We start from the raw sequence: 20,402 nt of genomic DNA, 5'->3' as shown, positions 1-20,402 counted from the left end.
AATTAAGGCATGGATAAAATAAGTGCATTAATTGACAGATTGCAGGAATTGAAAAATTCCGGTGCAGACCTGCAAACGATCTCGTACTACGTACAGCTGTTGCAGGCCGAGGTATTGCATGCCCGTAACAGGCAACATCAGCAGGAAGTACAGGAAAGGCAAAGTCAGATTGCTGTGATTATGCCGATGCAGGCGCCTGTTACTACCATAGCGCCGCAAACTACAACAATACCGGCAGAAAAACCGGAACCAGCTCCGGTAGCTACTCCTGCCCCGCCAGCGGCGGCCGCTCCGCAACCAGCTGCGCCGGAACCGGTGGCTCCGCCATCACCCGCGCCGGTACAACATTTCACACCACCGACACCACCACCGCCCGCTCCTGAAAAAGAGAAGCCCAAAGCGCCTGCGCCGGCTACCCTCTTTGATCAGCCGGAACATATACCCGCACCGCCTAACGGCCAGGCCACCGCTACACCGGAAATCAACGGTATCCGTAAAGATCTGAATGAACTGGTAGGTAAAACCCACAGCTACGGCACTTCCCTCAATGACAAGCTACGTCAGCAGCAACTGGAAGTAGCGCAGAAACTGGGTGAGATGCCTGTAAAAGATCTGCGCAGCGCCATCGGCATCAACGATAAGTATCAGTTCATCCAGGAGCTGTTCCGCGGAGATACTGACCTGTATGAGCGTTCCGTAAAAACAATCAATGAGTGCAGCTCTATGCAGGAAGCCGACTACTGGATACAACGGGAAATTAAAATCATCCAGGGCTGGCAGGACGACCACCACCTGGTAAAACACTTCTATTCCCTGCTGAGAAAGCGATTCTCCTGAATATAATGTAAAACCTTATCTGTAGCGCCTTTGCTGGCAGCTACGTATTCTCCTGCCACCGCAGCGGTATGTCCGTAAAATGCCGGTTGTCCCAGCAGCTCCTGTACATAGCGGGTAAAATCTCCGGCGCCGGCTACCACCAGCGCACCTTGCAGCGCTACCAGCGTAACCGCTTCAAAATAGCGGCTGTATTCCGGCCCTATCAGCACCGGCTTTCCATATACCGCCGGTTCCAGTATATTATGAATGCCCTCCTTTCCGAAACCGCCGCCCACATAGGCTATATGGGCATATCGGTACAGTGTGGTGAGCATCCCTACATTGTCAATAATCAGCACGCCCGCATCGCTGACAGCCCCCTTGCTGAGTGCCGACCAGGTGATGGTATCCGGAAACAGGTTGCTGATGCTGCGTATATGGCTTTCGTGGATTTCATGTGGCGCAATAATCAGCTTAACGCCGGCAGGGCGGTTTTTCAGCCACCAGTCGGCCAGCAGCTGCTCATCTTCCGGCCAGGTGCTGCCGGCTACCAGCAGGCGGGCCTCGCCGGCAAACTGTGTTACCTGTGGCAGGGTGCGCGTTTCATGCAGCAGCGCCGCTACCCGGTCAAACCGCGTGTCGCCGCTGATACTCACCTGCTGCAGTCCTATTTGCTCCAGCAGCTGCAATGACTCCTCATTCTGTACAAAAATATGCGTCAGCTGCTGCAGCAACCGGCGGAACATACCGCCATAGCCCTTAAAGAAGACCTGTCCGGGGCGGAAGATACCCGACACCAGCAGGGTAGGGATTTTTCGTATATGCAGTTCCGTAAGGAAATGGTACCAGAATTCATATTTGATGAATATAGCCAGCGCAGGCTTTGCCATATCCAGGAAATCGCGGGCATTACGGGCGGTGTCCAGGGGCAGGTAAAAGATATAATCAGCACCGGGATAATTTTTCCTGACCTCGTACCCGGAGGGAGAAAAGAAAGTTAACAAAATTTTATATGCCGGAAACTGCTCCCGGATAGCTTCCAGTACGGGCCTGCCCTGCTCAAATTCGCCCAGCGATGCAGCATGTATCCAGACCACCGGCCCGGAGCCAACGCCCGCCTCCTGCATCCGCAAACGCCAGTCCTGTCTGCCTTTCAGCCAACGAACCGCCTTTTCCTTTCCCATGGCGGCAGCCAGCCGCACGCCGGCCTGGTATAATTGAATTCCTGTATTATAAATTGCTGTTGCTATCATCCGGCTCCGTACTTTTACTGAATTTTATCGGCGGTACAAAGATAATCCCCCGCCAATCCCAAAATTTGTAAATTTGCACACTTTAAACAAAATAAAAATATACATTTCATATGGTGCCTATTCAGATGGTTGATTTAAAACGCCAGTACAATAAGATTAAACCGCAGGTAGACGCTGCTATCCAGGAAGTACTGGAAAGCTCAGCATTTATCAACGGAGGGGCAGTACAAAAGTTCTCAGCAGAATTACAACAATATCTGGATATTAAGCACGTAATACCCTGCGCCAATGGTACCGACGCGTTGCAGATAGCCATGATGGCCCTGGGCCTTCAGCCAGGTGATGAGGTGATTACCCCTTCCTTTACCTTTATTGCCACCGCAGAGGTAATAGCCATGCTGCAGCTGAAACCTGTATTTGTAGATGTTGATCCGCAGACCTACTGCCTGGACGTTGCCGCCATTGAAAAGGCCATTACACCAAAAACCAAAGCCATCGTGCCCGTGCACCTGTATGGTCATGTTACAGATATGGAACCGCTGATGGCACTGGCAGCCAGGCACAACCTGTATGTCATTGAAGATAATGCCCAGGCTATCGGTGCTGATTATACCTTTGCTGACGGCACCACCAAAAAGGCCGGTACCATCGGTCATATTGGCTGCACCTCCTTCTTCCCTTCCAAAAACCTGGGATGTTACGGAGATGGCGGCGCTATTTTCACCAACGACGATGCCCTGGCCGCCCAGCTCAGAATGGTAGCCAACCATGGCCAGTCTGCCCGCTACTACCATGATGTGGTAGGCTGCAACTCCCGCCTCGACACCATCCAGGCAGCTGTTTTACGTATCAAACTGCCGCTGCTGGACGAATATATCAAAGCCCGCCGCGCGGTAGCTGATGCCTACGATGCCGCATTTGCCGGTATGCCGCAGATCACCACCCCATTCCGTGCCGCCAACAGCACACACGTATTTCACCAGTATACTTTACAGCTGCACGATGCAGACAGGAATAAATTACAGCAGTACCTCCAGGAGAAAAATGTACCTGCCATGATTTATTATCCGGTACCTGCACACCGCCAGAAAATGTTCGCAGACTTCGGCGGCGCAGCATTCGATTTACCCGTAACCGATAATCTCACCACAAGGGTGATTTCCTTACCGATACACACTGAAATGGACAATGATCAGTTAGATCATATTATTCAATCCGTCAAATCATTTCTAAACAATCCCCCAGCATGAAGATTACAGTAGTAGGTACCGGTTACGTAGGTCTCGTAACCGGTACCTGTTTTGCCGAAACAGGGAATGAAGTAACCTGCGTAGACATCGATGCCAATAAGGTAAAGAAACTATCCTCCGGTCAGATCACTATTTACGAACCGGGGCTGGAAAAACTATTTGAACGTAACCTCAAGGAAGAACGCCTGTTCTTCACCACCAGCCTGGAAGACGGGATCAGGGATGCAGAAGTGATTTTCCTCGCATTACCGACCCCACCGGGAGCCGACGGTTCGGCAGACCTCTCCTTTGTACTCAATGTAGCAGATCAGCTGGGCAAACTTCTCACCAGCTATAAGGTAATTGTAGATAAGAGCACCGTACCCGTGGGTACCGCTGAAAAAGTACAGGCAGCCATCGCCAAAAACTGCAGTACCCCGTTCGATGTAGTGTCCAATCCGGAATTCCTGCGGGAAGGCGTTGCCGTAGATGATTTCATGAAACCTGACCGGGTAGTGATCGGCACCAATTCCGAACGTGCCCGCAAAATAATGGGAGAGCTGTATGGCCCGTTCGTAAGACAGGGAAACCCTGTCATTTTCATGGATGAAAAATCCGCTGAGCTGACCAAATATGCAGCCAACTCCTTCCTGGCTACCAAGATTTCGTTCATGAACGAAATCGCCGTCCTGTGCGAAAAGCTGGGCGCAGACGTAGACATGGTACGCCGTGGCATCGGCAGCGACGACCGTATAGGCAAGCGTTTCCTGTTCCCTGGCATCGGTTACGGCGGCAGCTGCTTTCCCAAAGATGTGCAGGCCCTGGTAAAATCTTCTGAAGATGTACAGTATGATTTCAAAATACTGAATGCTGTCATGGATGTGAATGAGAAACAGAAACTTTTTCTTCTTCCTAAAATAAAAGCCTATTTCAAAGGAGATATCAGAGGGAAACATTTTGCGTTGTGGGGGCTGGCTTTCAAACCCAATACAGACGATATCCGGGAAGCGCCCGCCTTGTATATCATAGATGCATTGCTGGCTGCCGGTGCTACCGTTACGGTTTTTGATCCGGAAGCGATGGAGAATGTAAAACAGCTGCTCGGTGATAAAATCAATTATGCAGAACATCAGTATACCTGCCTGGAAAATGCAGATGCACTGATTATTGCTACCGAATGGAGTGTATTCAGAACACCTGATTTTCATAAAATTTCTGCTGCCCTGAAGAATAATGCCATATTTGATGGCAGGAATCTGTTTGAAGGATCGCGTATGAGGGAGCTGGGATATCATTACGAGAGTGTAGGCCGCACTGCGGTTATATCTTAACGATTACAACAACCAATACGCATGGAAAAAAAGAGAATCCTGATTGCCGGAGCTGCCGGCTTCCTGGGGTCGCACCTGTGTGACCGTTTCATAAAAGAAGGCTACCATGTAATTGGCATGGATAACCTGCTCACCGGCAATATCAAAAATATAGAGCATCTTTTTCCACTTCCCGAATTCGAATACTATCATCACGATGTGACCAAGTTTATCCATGTACCGGGTAAGCTGGATTATATACTCAACTTCGCATCGCCGGCCAGTCCTATCGACTATCTGAAGATGCCGATACAGACACTGAAGGTAGGCTCCCTGGGTACGCATAACCTGCTGGGCCTTGCCAAAGAAAAGCAGGCGCGCATACTGGTTGCTTCTACCTCAGAAGTATATGGCGACCCTACGGTTCATCCGCAGCCGGAAGAATACTGGGGAAATGTAAATCCGGTAGGTCCCCGTGGCGTTTATGACGAAGCCAAACGCTTCCTGGAGTCCATCACCATGGCATATCATAATTTTCATGGCGTGGATACCAGGATCGTACGTATCTTTAACACTTACGGTCCGCGGATGCGCCTCAATGACGGGCGCGCGCTGCCGGCCTTTATGGGACAGGCATTGAGTGGCCAGGACCTGACGGTGTTCGGAAATGGTACGCAAACCCGTTCCTTTTGTTATGTGGATGACCTCATCGAAGGTATTTACCGTTTATTGCTGAGCGATTATCATCTGCCGGTTAATGTGGGGAATCCGGAAGAGATTACCCTCAACCAGTTTGCAGAAGAGATCATTGCGCTTACAGGCAGCAAGCAGAAAATTGTATATCATCCGTTACCGAAAGATGATCCGAAACAACGCCAGCCAGACATCACCAAGGCCCGCACCATTCTTGGATGGGAGCCGAAAGTGAACCGGCAGGAAGGACTACGGATCACCTACGAATATTTTAAAAAAGCATTATTATCATAATCATTCATTATTTCTTTCATGAAGCGTAAACTCTTAATTACAGGCGGAGCTGGTTTTATCGGTTCACACGTGGTACGGCTGTTTGTAAACAAATACCCCGATTACCAGATTGTGAACCTGGATGCGCTGACCTACGCCGGTAACCTGGAAAATCTGACAGATATAAAAGATAAGCCAAACTATATTTTCGAAAAAGGTGACATCACAGATGAGCACTTCATCGATCAGCTTTTTGCTAAATATCAGTTTGACGGTGTGATACATCTCGCTGCTGAAAGCCATGTGGACCGCTCCATCATGGAACCGCTGGCCTTTATCAAGACCAATGTATTAGGCACTGCGGTACTGCTGAATGTTGCCCGTAAATACTGGAAAGATAATCTGGACGGAAAACGCTTCTATCATGTATCTACCGATGAGGTATACGGTTCACTGGGAGAAGAAGGATTTTTCCATGAAACCACCGCCTATGATCCGCGGTCCCCGTATTCCGCATCCAAAGCCAGCTCAGACCACTTCGTTATGGCTTACTACCATACGTACCATCTGCCGGCTGTGATTTCCAACTGTTCCAACAACTACGGTTCCCATCACTTCCCGGAAAAGCTGATACCACTGGCTATCCACAATATCAAAAACAATAAGCCGGTGCCGGTATACGGTAAAGGAGAAAACGTACGGGACTGGCTATACGTAAATGACCATGCCCGTGCCATCGATACTATTTTCCATCATGGCAAAACCGGGGAAACCTACAACGTCGGCGGATTCAATGAATGGAAAAACATTGACCTCATACAGCTGTTGTGCAGCATCATGGATAAAAAGCTGGGACGTGCAGAAGGCGCTTCCGCGCAACTTATCACTTACGTGAAAGACCGTGCCGGCCACGATCTCCGCTACGCTATCGATGCTACCAAATTACAGAAAGAACTGGGCTGGGAGCCTTCCCTGCAATTCGAAGAAGGACTTGAGAAAACCGTGGATTGGTACCTGGCTAATGAAGAATGGCTGGAACATGTTACCAGCGGCGATTATAAGACATACTACCAGGATCAATATCAAAAAAGATAATTACACATATGTCCTTTTCTGAAACAGGAATACCTGGCCTGCTGGTTTATCAGCCCAAGGTTTTCGGCGACCACCGGGGATATTTTTTCGAGAGCTATAATGCTGCCGCTTTCCAGGCAGCAGGCGTTGAATATAAATTTGTACAGGATAACCAGGCACGTTCTACCTATGGCGTTTTACGCGGCCTCCACTATCAGCTGGAACCATATGCACAAACCAAACTGGTAAGAGTGCTGGAAGGCAGTATCATCGATGTAGTGGTAGATATCCGCCAGGGCTCTCCCACATACGGTAAATCCTTTGCCATAGAACTGACTGCCGAGAACAAGCTGCAACTGCTGGTCCCTAAAGGATTTGCACACGGCTATGCCGTTACCAGCGAAACCGCCGAAGTCATGTATAAATGCGATAACTTCTATCATAAAGCATCTGAAGGAGGCATTATCTACAATGACCCTGCGCTGAATATCGACTGGGGCATAGACCTGAAAGATGCACTCATCTCGGAGAAAGACGCCGTACTTCCCAAACTGGCGGACATCTCCCATAACTTTGTTTTTAACAGCTGATTACTATGATGAAGAATATTCTTATTACCGGCGGAAACGGACAATTAGGACAGTCCCTCAGACAAAAGGCAGCAGCCTATCCTGAGTTTAACCTGATATTCACCGATTCCGGCGAACTGGATATTACCGATGCAGACGCTGTAGCCGCCTTTTTCGGTGCACAGCAGATAGATGCCTGTATTAACTGTGCCGCCTATACGGCAGTGGATAAAGCGGAATCTGATGAAGAAAAGGCATTCCAGCTCAACTTCCAGGCTGTGCTGCTGCTGGCCGAAATCTGCGCCACATCCAATGCCCAACTGATTCACATTTCTACGGACTATGTATTCAGCGGCAAACAGAACGTTCCCTACCGGGAAGATGACGATACCGATCCGCAAGGCATTTACGGCGCCTCCAAATTACGCGGCGAAGCGGCAGCACTCGGCTACAACGCCGACACCGTTGTACTCCGCACCTCCTGGCTGTACTCCGAATTCGCGATTAACTTCGCCAAACGCATGCAGGAACTGATGCAGGAAAGACAGGAACTGAACGTAGTATTCGACCAGGCCGGTACACCTACCTACGCCGGCGACCTCGCCGATGCTATCTTCCGGATCCTGCAATACAAATCCGCCAACCCGGACGCAGCTATCGGCGGTATTTACCACTACAGCAATGAAGGCGTTACCAGCTGGTACGACTTCGCCGTAGCTATCAAGGAACTGACCGGCGCTACCACACAGATACAGCCGGTTACTTCCGACAAATACCCAACCGCCGCCACCCGCCCGGCATACAGCGTTCTGAACAAGGAAAAAATAAAATCCACATTCGGAATAACGATTCCATATTGGAGGGATAGTCTGGCGCAATGCCTCAGGAAATAATTACGAATTACGAATTGCGAATTACGAATGTAAACGCGAAGAGCTAAACGTAGATTAAAGGTGATGTTTAATAAATATCCCTGATAATCTACGTTTAGCTCTTCGCGTTTACATTCGTAATTCGCAATTCGTAATTCGTAATTATTTAATAATATTAAACCCAGCTACCACCTTATTACTGATTTTATCATCCTTATAGCGGGCAGCGAATTCAATAGTGAGGAGCGCCGGCTTTATCTGTTCGGGTAGTCTGATACAGATGGCAGAATCGGCTACCACCCCGGTGGCATTGCCGCTGGCTGAAAGGTATGGCTGACCTGACTTCCGGGCGTTGTATGGCGCGGAAAAGTCGATTTCAAAATAGCTGTCTGCGCCGGCTATTTTTACATAGGCACCTTTTACGGCGGCGGCTGTATGCGTAATCAGCGGCACAATGATATACTGACCGCCGGCAACAGACGGCACTGCCAGGTACTCATCTTCCTTCAGCATGGGAGCGGACGCGCCGCTACCGGTAGGATACTCACCTTTTACGAGCTTACCATGCGCTACTTTTACCGCCTTTGTCATTGCGCCCGGATCCTGGGGATCCGGCAACACAGGCGTGGTTACCGGTGGGTTACCACTATCAGGTGAGGCGCCATCGTTTTTCCTGCAGGCGTACAGGCAGCTCAATACGACAGCTGCCATAAGCAATAGTTTTTTCATAGAACAACAGATAGATGCTGGTGATAACCCGGTATGAAATAAAAACTGCTGCACAGCCGGCTGCGCAGCAGTTTTGGGGAAATGATCCTACTGTTTACTCCATTCAGTCTGCGTCTCCTTATTGAATAACATTTTTCCATTCCCTATTTCAACAGGTATAATATCTATACTCCATGCCAGCCGGTCGGAAGAACCATTATTATCAAAGAGGAAGAGAGCTGTTTTTGCAGCTTTGTTATATACCCATCCGAATACGTAGTTATCCACCATAGTGGCTTCATCATGGGCCCATGTTCCACAGGGCATATTCTTTAAAACAAGGTTTTTCTCCTTACGGCGCAATACCCATGTGCCGGTACCGTCAACGTTGATGAGCAGCTGACTTCCAAGAATACCTTCCTCATGATCCAGCACCTTTACCGCATCAGGAGCATCGGGTGCTACATAGGAGAGTACGCCGTTTACACATCCGATGTAGGCGGAATCACCTGTTACTTCTGTAATAGGATGCCAGCCGGTTACCGGATCCTTATACCTCACAGCATCCCAGGTACCCATCATCAGGCTGCCCCCTTCTCCTCCGGGCTTCTGTATAACTATCTTTACCCTGATGCTTCTGCTCACCCTGTTGTTATCTGAATAGGCTGCCACGTCCATCTGAATAGTATCCGGTTTAATGTTGGCCGGTAATTTAATGACAATGAGAGAATCATTTGCATAGGCATTCCTGGAGAAGACGTTACTGATTTTATTGCTTTGCCGGTTGTACTTGGGCTTTGTAAAATCTACGTTGAAGTAGCTGTCGCTGCCGGCAATTTTAACATAGGCGCCTTTCAGGGCTATCGGTTCTGCGGTGATGAGCGGTATCATGGCGTAGCGGCCGGCAAGGCCGGGTAATGATTCCGGATATGCTTCCAGGGTAAGTTCAAGCGGGGTGGCGCCACCGGTGGCTGCAGGCAATTCGCCTTTTACCAGGGAACTGTGATATACTTTAATGGCTCCCTGAAGCTGGGCAGTATTTTTCGGGTCAATTTCAACCTGTGAGTTGTCCGGCTGAACATCTGATTTTTTTGAGGTGCAGGCAGCAAGACAGAGCGTGGCGCCCATTGCTGCCAGTAATAGTGTTTTCATAAGCTTTAAATAATTGCAGATTTAAAGCTATAACTATACACTGAATTATAAACATTAATTCTAATATACTAGATAAGAATATATGTTATTTCTTCAATCCGGTAATCAGCGTACTCCCCATTTGTTTACCATCCTTGAAGGAGGCGGACTTTACCACGCCGAAGCCTGGGGCGAACCATTCTACCGCATTGATGTTCATGGGAACGCCGGCGCCCATCATCTTCATTTTGAATGCCAGGTTATAGGTAATTTTCATGCAGTTCCAGGAGCCTGCGGGTGTGGTAATTTTTTCAGTGCCGGCCACTTTGCGGTCTGTCACCGCATACCCGATGCTGATATCCATCCCGTTCATGTTGCCGGCCATTTCGAAGGAGCCGCCTTTCAGCTCCTGTCCTTCGTGCATATTGGCGGGATAGTCCAGGAATGTTTCTGAGGACTTAGCTTCCATTTTCATGTCTTTCAGCTGCGGCATGGAAGGCATACCCACCTTCATATCTATGGCCACGCCATTGCCGCTGCATTTGAAATGCCCGGTGCTGGTGGTAATCACCTTATTATTTTTATCATAAAAGGTAGAAGAGAAGTCGGAAGCAGTGCCATTACCTTCCTTGTGTACATTGGTAATCTTGTAGATGTTTTTGCCGGCATCGCCGCCTTTGGCATCGTAGAGGCTCATTTCTACCTCAGCGTTGTTCAGCAGGTAGTAATATCCTTCGCAGTGCTGGGCAGACACTGCACCCGCGAAGCAACAGAAACAAAGCAGTAGCAGTAAATTCTTCATGACATCATATAATTTGGGGAAACCTAAATTACGATTTTTCCATCTCCCGTAAAAATCAGTTCCCCGGCTGCCCTGGCCCTTCAGGAAGGCCGGGGGCCCATAATCTCCCCCAGGTCCGCAATTTTTTCTGTAGGTTTGCAAAAATTGTTATTAAAATCATGAATCTGATAGAAGAACTGCGCTGGCGGGGTATGCTACAGGATATGATGCCTGGCACGGAAGAACAACTGCAAAAAGAAATGACCACTGCTTATATTGGTTTCGACCCGACTGCAGCGTCTTTACACATTGGAAGCCTGGTACCTATCCTGCTGCTCGTGCACCTGCAAAAGGCAGGACATAAGCCACTGGCGCTGGTGGGCGGCGCTACCGGTATGGTTGGCGACCCCTCATTCAAGGCAGAAGAAAGAAAAATGCTGGATGATGAAACCCTGCAAACAAATGTTGCCGGTATCAGAAAACAGCTGGAACGCTTTCTGGACTTCGATCCTGCCAAACCCAATGCCGCGGAGATGGTGAATAACTACGACTGGTTTCAGGGTATCTCCTTCCTGGATTTCATCCGCGATACGGGCAAGCACATCACCGTAAATTATATGATGTCAAAAGACTCTGTGAAGAAAAGACTCGAAGGCGACAACGGTATGTCTTTCACAGAATTCACTTATCAGCTGATTCAGGGATACGACTTCTATCATCTATATACTGCCAAAAACTGTAAACTGCAGATGGGTGGCTCTGACCAGTGGGGTAATATCGTTACCGGAACAGAGCTGATCCGCCGTAAGGTTCGTGGTGAGGCCTTCGCCTTCACCTGCCCGCTCATTAAAAAAGCGGATGGCACCAAATTCGGTAAAACCGAACAGGGCACCGTTTGGCTTGATCCTGCACGTACTTCTCCCTATGCATTCTACCAGTTCTGGCTCCGCACAACCGATGTGGATGCGGAGAGCTACATCAGGATATTTACTTTCATGGAACAACCGGAAGTAGATACACTGATTGCGGAACACCGCCAGGATCCGGGAAAACGCCTGCTGCAGAAGAGGCTGGCAGAAGAAGTAACCTTATTCATTCATGGAAAGGAAAATTATGACCGTGCACTGGAAATATCTTCTGTGCTGTTCAATAAAGATACGGCCTCTCTCCTGCTGTCGCTCAATGAAGAAGACCTGCTGACCCTCACGGAGGGACTGCCTTCCTGGGAGATTTCCAAAGCGGATATTGCGGCAGGTAAAGATATCGTAAGCCTGCTGGCTGAATCCGGATTTCTTCCCAGCAAGGGCGAAGCCCGCAAAATGGTGCAGGGCGGAGGTATCAGCGTGAATAAAGAAAAAGTACCAGGCGTTGATTTTATTATCAATACTTCTTCTTTACTGAAAGATAAGTATGTGCTGTTACAGAAAGGAAAAAATCACTTCCTTGTAAAAGCCGTATAACAGCGCTTTACAGACAATATAAAAGGGTGTGCCGCTATCCGCAGCACACCCTTTGTTTTTATCCATTCTGCATCCTTCCGGGTTAACCTATTTCCACACAGAATACATTTCTGCGCCAAAAGTAGGATTGGTGAGTGTGCTGTAGTCGAGCCACATGCAACCGGGGTTGGATGGATCGCCGCCGCCGGTGCCCCAGCTGTTCTGTATCAGCACCGCATTTTTAGCATCGCTGTAACCGATAATGCAAACAGCATGGCCACCCAGGTAAGAACCACTCACTCTTTTGTATACGGTACCATAGCTGAAAGCAGTTTCAAAACTGCTGTATACGTTGAATCCCAGCTCTACCGGCATATGCATGCTCAGCGCTGTTTTCACCTCATTCACCGTAGTTACGGCCGCATAGTTTACCACTTTATCTGTAGCAGCACTGGTGTTCTGCGCCGCTGTTGGCGGAGTACAGGGAGAGCCCAGGTAAGGATCCGCAGCATAGGTAGGCACACCGCTGTTAACCAGAATATCCAGGCCTGGAGCCAGATACATGCCGTCATTCGGATCACAGTTGCCGCTGGCGGAGTGATCTTTCTGATAAACATACCACGGGCTTCTGGGATTGGAAACACCGGCTTTGGGAAATTCATTGTTTAATGTACCACTCAATGCATAACCGGAAGACCAGGAAACACAGGTGCCGGTCTGGCCCTGATCGCCTACCGGCGGGTGATTCAGAATAATGCTGGCAGGAAGTGCGAGCGGGCCGCTGCTTCTGCCATTGGGAATTTTATCAGCATATCCCTGCTGTATCATACGCGCTCTTATTTCATCAAAATTAATACGCCGCATATTTTTAAATCCATCCGGATTCAGTTTCGCACCCATGCCATGTTTGCTGACAACGGAAGGGGCAGACGGGTCATCGTTGGATGGGTTAACACTATTATTTTTCTGACATGCGGACATAGCAAAAACTGCCGCCAGTGATAGCAACAACAAAGAAGATGTTTTCATAAATGTTTCTTTTAGATTTTGTTTGACGTTAGTTTGATACGGGTTATATGGATTACAAAATGGATCTCCAGGTTTTCAATAAATCGGTAAAGTCCAGTGCCAGACAGATTTCCACAGTACCTTCCCCCAATAACTCACGGGAAGCACTATTGTATTTATGTAAACAGCTGCTGATGTTACTTACATCAGCAACCGGAATTGCCGGTCAGTATCTTTTGCTGAAGGTGCCGGAAAGCCTTTGACACAAAGGTTTTCCCGGGACTTATACAAGCTAAGACCTGCTGATTTGTTCGCAATGAAAATGGCAGCTTACAGCAATGAAATGTTGATATGGCGCGGATTAACGACAGATGCCCCTTTACTGTTTCGATAGATTAATTGCCGGAAAAGCTGAAAGTGCCTGTAGGTTGAAGAATGTAGAACGCTAAAAAAAATCCACATTAAATTATTATATTCTGTCAACATAAAAAAATCCATCTTCCTGTTTTCACTATATTTTTTTTACTCATCAAAAATTATCGGTTGCAATTAACTTTTCTGCTGTTCCGATACACGTACCACCGCAGCCTCCTTCCAAATCCTTAACAGCAGCAGCTGGCAGCGCTGCATTTTTTTCGGCTGCGGCAATGCTGCAATGACTAATTGTAGCTTGCGCTTTCATTTCCCACTCTATAATTGCTGTACATATGATAACCCGAAAACTTTATCAACCGGCATTGGTATGCCTTCTTTGTTGCCTGTCATTCCTTTTTGCAAATGCAACAATTACTTCATCAGGAATCCTGACCACTGTAGCGGCTGTAGCAGATACGCCTGTCACCTCCCTTATCAGCAGCGCTGAATGGGATGTATTGTTCCCGCACCGTTTTAATCCCGACGACCGCACCGGCGCAGGCACGCTGCCTACCACGCCTGCCAAGGATTTTTATTCCTACAATAATTTTGTAGAGGCGGTAAGAAGGATGTCCAACATTAAAATAGTGATGGAAAGACGCTGTGCTACCGATTATTACAGGATCACCAGGATTGATAAAACCACCGGCGTGTCTGCGGTTATCCGCAATGATGCCGGCTTCAATGATCCCACCTGGAGCAACAACGCCATCATCACACAAAACATGGACTACGCCACCTTTGCGAATGAAGGCGATCTCGCTGCCCGGAAGCGCGAGCTGGTAGCATTCCTGGCCAACATCTCCCAGGAAACAACCGGTGGCTGGCCTACCGCACCCGGCGGACAATACTCCTGGGGCCTCTACTTCCGCGAAGAACAAGGCTATGAAGGCACCAGCAACGTCGGCTACCGCGATGAAACCAATACCCTCTACCCACCCGCACCGGGAAAGTCCTACCACGGCCGCGGCCCCATTCAGCTCAGCTACAACTATAACTACGGACAAGCCAGCGAGCTGCTCTTCGGCGATAAGAATGTTTTACTTGCCAATCCCGAAAAGGTAATACAGGACGGCGTGATCGCTTTTCAGACAGGTTTGTGGTTCTGGATGACACCTCAGTACCCCAAACCCTCCTGCCATGATGTGATGATCCCCGGCAAATGGACGCCCACCGCCGCACAGCTGGCAGGTAACCTCAAACCCGGATTCGGCGCTACTGTCAACATCATCAACGGCGGCGTTGAATGCGGCGGCGCACAGGAAAACACCAAAGTGTTAAGCCGTATTGCACACTTCCAGCGATATGCAGGTATCAAACAGGTCAGCCTGGAACTTAACGGAGGCAACAACACCGCTAACTGCGGATGCGCTAACATGGCCCGTTTCACGTTAGACAATACAGAATGTACGAGCCTTACCTCCGTACGTTTTACCCAACCGGCCAACGGGCTGCTGACGGTAACATCCCTCAGCCCTATCGCCATCAGGGTAGCAAAGAACGACCCCCGCGGAGAAATCAGCCGGGTGATCATCAATGTAAACGGCCAGGTATATAACGACTCCACCGCCCTCTGGACGCCACCGGCATATAAATCCTTTACAGCAACGGCAAAGGGTGTGCGCACCGGACTGGATACCGTTAGCACCACCATCACCTTCGCTGTATGGAACAGCAGCACCTTCGAAGGCTGCAGCAACCTCCCCGCCTGGCAGGCCAATCAGAACTACACTGCTGCCGGCAATATTGTACTCCATAATAACAATATCTACCGCAATAAATGGTGGGCAGGCAGCGCCAGCGTACCTGGCAGCAGCGATACATGGGAACTCCTCGGCGCATGTACCGGCAATCCCAGAACAGACACCGGCTGCAACGGCATCGCTGAATGGATTTCTTCCAAAGCATACAGCACCAACGAACAGGCTGTTTACAAAGCCAAAATCTACAAAGCCAACTGGTGGACACAAAACAATCCGCCCGATGTTAACAGCGGCGCAGGCAAACCCTGGACCTTCCTGCGCGACTGCGGACAGGCAGCCCAGGATAATATTGCCGCCAGCAACAGCATCTCCGACCTCCGGATATATCCTAACCCGGTATCCGGCAACACCCTGAACGTACAATTCAATGCCAAAGCCGGAGAAAAAGTATACCTCCGCCTCCTACACACCACCACCATGCAACCCATGGCCCAGCAACAGTTCATTACCTCCCACGCCGGCCTGAACACCGTACAGATGGACATCAGCCGCGTTCCCGCAGGCACCTGGATAGTGCAGATCAGTGGAAATATGTCGAAAGAGATGGCAATGACGATCATCAGGAATTAATTACGAATTACAAATGATGAATGGCGAGTTGAGGCGAAGATCTAAGCAAATGACCAACATAATCATTTGCTTAGATCTTCGCCTCAACTCGCCATTCATCATTTGTAATTCGTAATTCTATTGCGCTATACCATATTTCCGCTCATACCTCTCAAACAACTGGTGCTGCTTATTATCCAGGTTAATCTCCCTGCCCTGTATATAAGCGCGCGTGATGATACTGGATTTCATATCCAGCATATCGCCGGCGCTAATGGCAATATTGGCGTCTTTACCGGTTTCCAGGGTGCCGGTGATTTTGTCAATGCCCAATATTTTAGCGGCATTTAAGGTTACGGCAGACAGGGCTTCTTCTTTGGTAAGGCCATAAGTGCTGGCAGTACCGGCTTCAAAGCCCAGGTTACGCTGTTGCCAGAAGCCTTCATTGCTCAGACAGTATAATACGCCGGCCTTTTGCAGCTGGGCAGCGGTTTTATAGGGCTGGTCAATATCGTCGTCCTGCATGACAGGAAGGCTGTGCGGCTGATTCAGGATAACGGCTATATTGTTTTGTTTGAGCAGGTCTGTAATCTGCCAGGAGTCTGCGCCGCCTACGATGGCTACATCGAGTTTGAATTCTTTGGCGAAATCAATGGCTATCAGCATTTCTTTTATCACTTCGCAGTGGATAAACAGTTTCTGTTCTCTGTTGAACAGTCTGCGCATAGATTCAAACTTAATATTGGTAGCGGCATGTTTAGGTTCCTGCAGATAAGCCTGTGCTTCCCGGAAAAATGCTTTCACGTTTTCTACCTTTTCCAGGCCGGTTTTCAGCGGGTCGTTGGCCGGGCCGGAAGAAAATCCGCGGCCATTATTTACGGCCACGAGGCGGGGCATATAAAAGTGGAGGGCGTTATCTGTTTTATAGGCAGCATCTTCCCAGTTCCAGGCATCGAGCTGTACTACGGAAGAGGAGCCGCTGATGATACCGCCTTCGGGCGTAACGCCGGCCAGCAGCACACCATTGGAGCGCAGGGTGTTGATTACCTTGGAATCTGTATTATAAGAGATGATGGAGCGGATAGAAGGATTGATTTCTCCTACTTCGCGCACGTCGATGGTAGCGCGTACGCTCTCAAATTCCACCAGGCCAAGGCTGGTTTCAGGTGCGATGATACCGGGATACACATGCTGGCCCTTCAGATCAATCACGGTACCGTCGCTGCCGGCGGAGATATTAGCTCCTACAGCGGTAATTTTTCCTTTTGCAAAGGCGAGGGTACCATTTTCGATCACCTGGCCGTTACCTACGTGGATCACCGCGTTGGTAAGATATACCGGCTTTTCCTGCGACTTGGCCGGATAGATGGTTTCCTGCGCCTGGGCGGTATAAATGCCGAATACGAGGACCATTGAAAATATATGTTTCTTCATGATATTGCTTGTTTAGATAGATGAACTACAGGCCCAGTCCTTCCTGATGGCCTCCCTGCAGGTCTTCACAGTGATACATTTCTTCCCTGGTGAAAGCAGCTTTCTGTGTAGGCGTACCTTTTTTCTTTTCGCCCAGCAGTTTCTGTGTAAGTCTGGTGCGTTCGTCGGCAATACGTTTACGCAGCTGCAGGTCGTTATCACGGTCAAATTCCACGATGCCGTCAACGATTGTTTTCTCAGCTTTGGCATAGATGCTCAGCGGATGGTCGCTCCACAGTACGAGGTCCGCATCCTTTCCTGCTTTGATGCTGCCGACGCGGTTATCCACATGCAGCAGTTTAGCCGGGTTGAGGGTTACCATTTTCAGTGCATCTTCTTCTGACACGCCACCGTACTTCACTACTTTGGCGGCTTCCTGATTGAGGCGGCGGGCCATCTCGGCGTCATCGGAGTTGATGGCAGTTACTACGCCCACTTTATGCATGATGGCGGCATTATAAGGGATTGCATCCTGTACTTCCATTTTATATGCCCACCAATCGGCGAAGGTGCCTGCTCCGGCGCCATGAGCCTTCATTTTGTCGGCTACCTTATATCCTTCCAGGATGTGGGTGAAGGTGTTCACGCGGAAGTGGAAGCTGTCTGCCACATGCATGAGCATATTGATTTCACTCTGTACATAGGAATGGCAAGTGATGAAACGTTTGGCATTCAGTATTTCCACGAGTGCGTCCAGCTCCAGGTCGCGGCGTTTGCCGGGGCCTTGTTTTTCATAGTCACGGGCACGGGTAAACGCATCTACATACACCTGTTCTACCCCCATTCTTGTCTGCGGGAAGCGTACGGTATTCCGATCGCCCCAGTTGGACTGCTTCACGTTTTCGCCGAGTGCGAATTTGATGAAAGGATCCCAGTTGGTTACTTTCAGATCTTCTGCTGATTGTCCCCAGCGCAGTTTAATCAGCTGCGACTGTCCGCCGATAGGGTTGGCACTGCCGTGCAGCAGGTGCGAAGCTGTTACGCCGCCGCTCAGCTGACGGTAGATATTCACATCATCCGGGTTGAGCACATCGCCGATACGTACTTCAGCGGTAACCGCCTGTGAGGATTCGTTGACGCCGTTGGAAATGGCGATATGTGAATGTTCATCGATAATGCCGGCAGATAAGTGTTTGCCGGTACCATCAATAACGCGGGCATTACCGGCAGCGATACTTTTACCTATCTGTGCAATTTTACCGGCACGGATCAGCACATCTGTATTTTCCAGTTTGCCTTCTTTTTCGTTGGTCCATACGGTAGCATTTTTAATCAGGATGTCCTGCTGTTGCGGCAGTTTATCCCAACCATAACCGCTGAAGGGGAAGTAAATGGGGCCGAGGGCTGGCGGGGCTGGCTTCTTCGCGGAATCAGCCTTTGCAGTAGCAGCTCTGGAGAAGGCGGCTTCCCATCTTACCACTGCTCCGGCAGTATCCACACCGGTACCGCTCCAGCTGTTGACGCCGATAAGACCACTCAGGCGCACTGTTTTTTTGCTGTTCTTCGCCATTGACAGGGAGAGCGTCACCAGTTTACCGTTGATGTCTATCTTACCGGGAACTGTATCTTTTGCCAGCACAGACAGAGAAGGGTCTGTAACAGATCCTTTCACCTCCACGGTTACACTATTGCCTGGTGTGAGCGTGATGGTGTATATGCCGCGGATATCATTCCAGCCATCCTGTTTTACGATATAGCGGTTACCTTGTACCCAGTTCTGAAACAGCACGGTATTTTCCTGGAACAGCGGGCCGGAGGTAATGAGGAAGTTGGCCAGCTTGCCGGCTTCCAGGCTACCTACTTTATCATATATCTTCAGCGTGGTAGCTGGCGTTCGGGTGAGTGCTTCCAGGGCTTTTTGTTCAGACAGGCCATATTCGATGGCTTTGCGGAGGTTGCCCATAAAAGTTTTTGCATCTTTCAGATCAGCAGCAGTGATACAGAAGGGGATATTAGCCTTTTCAAAAGCGCCGGGCTGTGAGGGCGCCAGCTCCCAGTGTTTCATTTCAGCGAGGGAAACGAAGCGGGCATCTGCAGGATCTTCCACGTCAATAGCGCCGGGGAAGCTGAGCGGCAGGATGAAAGTAGCTTTGGTGGCGGCCATTTCGGCAATACGCTGGTATTCGTTACCACCAGCCTTGATGATGTATTGTACGCCAAATTCATCGCCTATTTTATCTGCGCGCAGCGCATCCCATTTATCTTTCACTTCAAATATCTGCGGCAGCTGCTGGTTGGCATTAAAGGCCTGCAGGCTGAGGTTTACCCCTTCCCGGGCAGGCTGGGATTTATACCATTGCGCGTCCAGGTAAGTCTGGCGCAGCAGGGCGATATATCCCATAGCGGAATTAGGATAGTTCTGTGTAGAAGTACCTTTATCAAAGGAGTAGCCGGCGGCAGCTCTTTCGCGGATCATCACCTTATTCTCTTTGGCAGCGGCCAGCGTTACCACGGCAGCAGTGCCGCGTGCTACGCCATCCGCCTGCTGTGTGAGTACGGTACCAAAGCCGGCTTCCCGCAGGGAGGCAGCTTTGCTTTCATCTGTACTGAACAGGGCGGCGGCATTTACTTCGCTTTTAATAGCCTGGTTCCAGCCATATGCACCTTTGGTGTTGGAGAGGAACTGCGGCGGCGCATTCCAGGAGCCTGATCCACGCCGGGTTTCAGCCTGGCCATAGGTAGTGAAGATGTCTACAAAGGAGGGATAGATGTACTTTCCTTTGCAGTCTACCACAACGGCGTCTTTAGGGATAGCGGCAGCAGGACCGGCATCTACTACCTTACCGTCGCGGATCACCAGGGTGGCGTTGGACAGGGTCGTCTGCGCATCTTTTACGATAGTGGCATGGGTGAAGGCAAAGCAGCCATCTTTAGGGTCTGCAATTCCGTTCACAGGATAAGTTTCCTGTGCATGGGCATAGGAGCCGGCTATCAGTAAAGACAGTAACAGCAGGCTGCTGCGGTGTCTTCTCAGCGCATAGGCTACACCACGTGACAGCAGGGCTGCCCCATGTTTCTCAAAAGCTGTTTTCATGTAAAGTTTTTTA

At 49.6% G+C, this 20,402-nt stretch carries 17 protein-coding genes; 9 read left to right on the top strand and 8 right to left on the bottom strand.

Features of this window, described 5'->3' with window-relative positions; all coding sequences use genetic code 11:
• Positions 1–9 precede the first annotated feature (9 nt).
• Positions 10–837, top strand: coding sequence for a hypothetical protein (locus tag GWG06_RS11395; RefSeq protein WP_160713389.1), 828 nt, complete (start codon positions 10–12; stop codon positions 835–837).
• Here the strand turns inward: GWG06_RS11395 and GWG06_RS11390 are convergent.
• Positions 807–2,069 carry a 3-deoxy-D-manno-octulosonic acid transferase gene (locus GWG06_RS11390; RefSeq protein WP_235938293.1) on the bottom strand — a complete coding sequence of 421 codons (1,263 nt, stop codon included), beginning with the start codon at positions 2,067–2,069 and terminating at the stop codon, positions 807–809. The genes GWG06_RS11395 and GWG06_RS11390 overlap by 31 nt on opposite strands.
• A 110-nt stretch (positions 2,070–2,179) precedes the next feature.
• On the opposite strand from GWG06_RS11390, the gene GWG06_RS11385 reads away from it, so the two are divergent.
• From GWG06_RS11385 to rfbD, 6 genes are read left to right on the top strand one after another with little or no spacing between them, the layout of a single operon-like run.
• A complete protein-coding gene (locus tag GWG06_RS11385) occupies positions 2,180–3,319 on the top strand; it encodes a DegT/DnrJ/EryC1/StrS family aminotransferase (RefSeq protein WP_127043814.1) in 1,140 nt (379 codons plus the stop codon).
• Positions 3,316–4,629, top strand: coding sequence for a UDP-glucose dehydrogenase family protein (locus GWG06_RS11380; protein ID WP_127043815.1), 1,314 nt, complete (start codon positions 3,316–3,318; stop codon positions 4,627–4,629). The genes GWG06_RS11385 and GWG06_RS11380 overlap by 4 nt, the downstream gene beginning before the upstream one ends.
• 21 nt (positions 4,630–4,650) lie before the next feature.
• Entirely contained in the window at positions 4,651–5,595 is a 945-nt protein-coding gene (locus GWG06_RS11375; protein ID WP_127043816.1) for a UDP-glucuronic acid decarboxylase family protein, read from the top strand.
• Between the two features lie 18 nt (positions 5,596–5,613).
• Complete coding sequence (rfbB, locus tag GWG06_RS11370) at positions 5,614–6,669, top strand: dTDP-glucose 4,6-dehydratase (RefSeq protein WP_127043817.1); 1,056 nt, start codon at positions 5,614–5,616, stop codon at positions 6,667–6,669.
• Positions 6,670–6,677: 8 nt separating this feature from the next.
• Positions 6,678–7,238 carry a dTDP-4-dehydrorhamnose 3,5-epimerase gene (gene rfbC / locus GWG06_RS11365; protein ID WP_127043818.1) on the top strand — a complete coding sequence of 187 codons (561 nt, stop codon included), beginning with the start codon at positions 6,678–6,680 and terminating at the stop codon, positions 7,236–7,238.
• Between the two features lie 5 nt (positions 7,239–7,243).
• A complete protein-coding gene (gene rfbD, locus GWG06_RS11360; protein WP_235938292.1) occupies positions 7,244–8,110 on the top strand; it encodes a dTDP-4-dehydrorhamnose reductase in 867 nt (288 codons plus the stop codon).
• Between the two features lie 141 nt (positions 8,111–8,251).
• On the opposite strand, the gene GWG06_RS11355 is transcribed toward rfbD, so the two are convergent.
• The 3 genes from GWG06_RS11355 to GWG06_RS11345 form a co-directional block, all read right to left on the bottom strand.
• Positions 8,252–8,818 (bottom strand): hypothetical protein, encoded by a 567-nt coding sequence (locus GWG06_RS11355; RefSeq protein ID WP_160713387.1) that lies wholly within the window; start codon positions 8,816–8,818, stop codon positions 8,252–8,254.
• Between the two features lie 87 nt (positions 8,819–8,905).
• Positions 8,906–9,949 carry a hypothetical protein gene (locus tag GWG06_RS11350; protein ID WP_160713385.1) on the bottom strand — a complete coding sequence of 348 codons (1,044 nt, stop codon included), beginning with the start codon at positions 9,947–9,949 and terminating at the stop codon, positions 8,906–8,908.
• 85 nt (positions 9,950–10,034) lie between these two features.
• Complete coding sequence (locus GWG06_RS11345) at positions 10,035–10,730, bottom strand: TapB family protein (RefSeq protein ID WP_160713383.1); 696 nt, start codon at positions 10,728–10,730, stop codon at positions 10,035–10,037.
• A gap of 158 nt (positions 10,731–10,888) precedes the next feature.
• On the opposite strand from GWG06_RS11345, the gene tyrS reads away from it, so the two are divergent.
• Positions 10,889–12,169, top strand: coding sequence for a tyrosine--tRNA ligase (tyrS, locus tag GWG06_RS11340; RefSeq protein WP_127043619.1), 1,281 nt, complete (start codon positions 10,889–10,891; stop codon positions 12,167–12,169).
• An 87-nt stretch (positions 12,170–12,256) separates the two neighbouring features.
• Here tyrS and GWG06_RS11335 read toward each other — a convergent pair whose 3' ends face one another.
• Entirely contained in the window at positions 12,257–13,177 is a 921-nt protein-coding gene (locus GWG06_RS11335) for a C1 family peptidase (protein ID WP_160713381.1), read from the bottom strand.
• A gap of 508 nt (positions 13,178–13,685) precedes the next feature.
• Positions 13,686–13,838 carry a hypothetical protein gene (locus GWG06_RS11330; protein ID WP_158631633.1) on the bottom strand — a complete coding sequence of 51 codons (153 nt, stop codon included), beginning with the start codon at positions 13,836–13,838 and terminating at the stop codon, positions 13,686–13,688.
• A 25-nt stretch (positions 13,839–13,863) separates the two neighbouring features.
• Here GWG06_RS11330 and GWG06_RS11325 point away from each other — a divergent pair, with 25 nt between their 5' ends.
• Positions 13,864–15,903: a glycoside hydrolase family 19 protein gene (locus GWG06_RS11325; protein ID WP_235938291.1), complete on the top strand. Its 2,040-nt coding sequence runs from the start codon at positions 13,864–13,866 to the stop codon at positions 15,901–15,903.
• A 117-nt stretch (positions 15,904–16,020) separates the two neighbouring features.
• Here GWG06_RS11325 and GWG06_RS11320 read toward each other — a convergent pair whose 3' ends face one another.
• Positions 16,021–17,316: an amidohydrolase family protein gene (locus tag GWG06_RS11320; RefSeq protein ID WP_160713379.1), complete on the bottom strand. Its 1,296-nt coding sequence runs from the start codon at positions 17,314–17,316 to the stop codon at positions 16,021–16,023.
• A 25-nt stretch (positions 17,317–17,341) separates the two neighbouring features.
• Positions 17,342–20,389 (bottom strand): amidohydrolase family protein, encoded by a 3,048-nt coding sequence (locus tag GWG06_RS11315; RefSeq protein ID WP_160713377.1) that lies wholly within the window; start codon positions 20,387–20,389, stop codon positions 17,342–17,344.
• Between the last annotated feature and the right edge of the window lie 13 nt (positions 20,390–20,402).

Source organism: Chitinophaga solisilvae, from assembly GCF_009928525.1.
GTDB classification, from domain to species: Bacteria; Bacteroidota; Bacteroidia; order Chitinophagales; family Chitinophagaceae; genus Chitinophaga; species Chitinophaga solisilvae.
The sequence above is the reverse complement of the archived record's forward strand: the minus strand, read 5'-3'. Positions and strand labels throughout refer to the sequence as shown.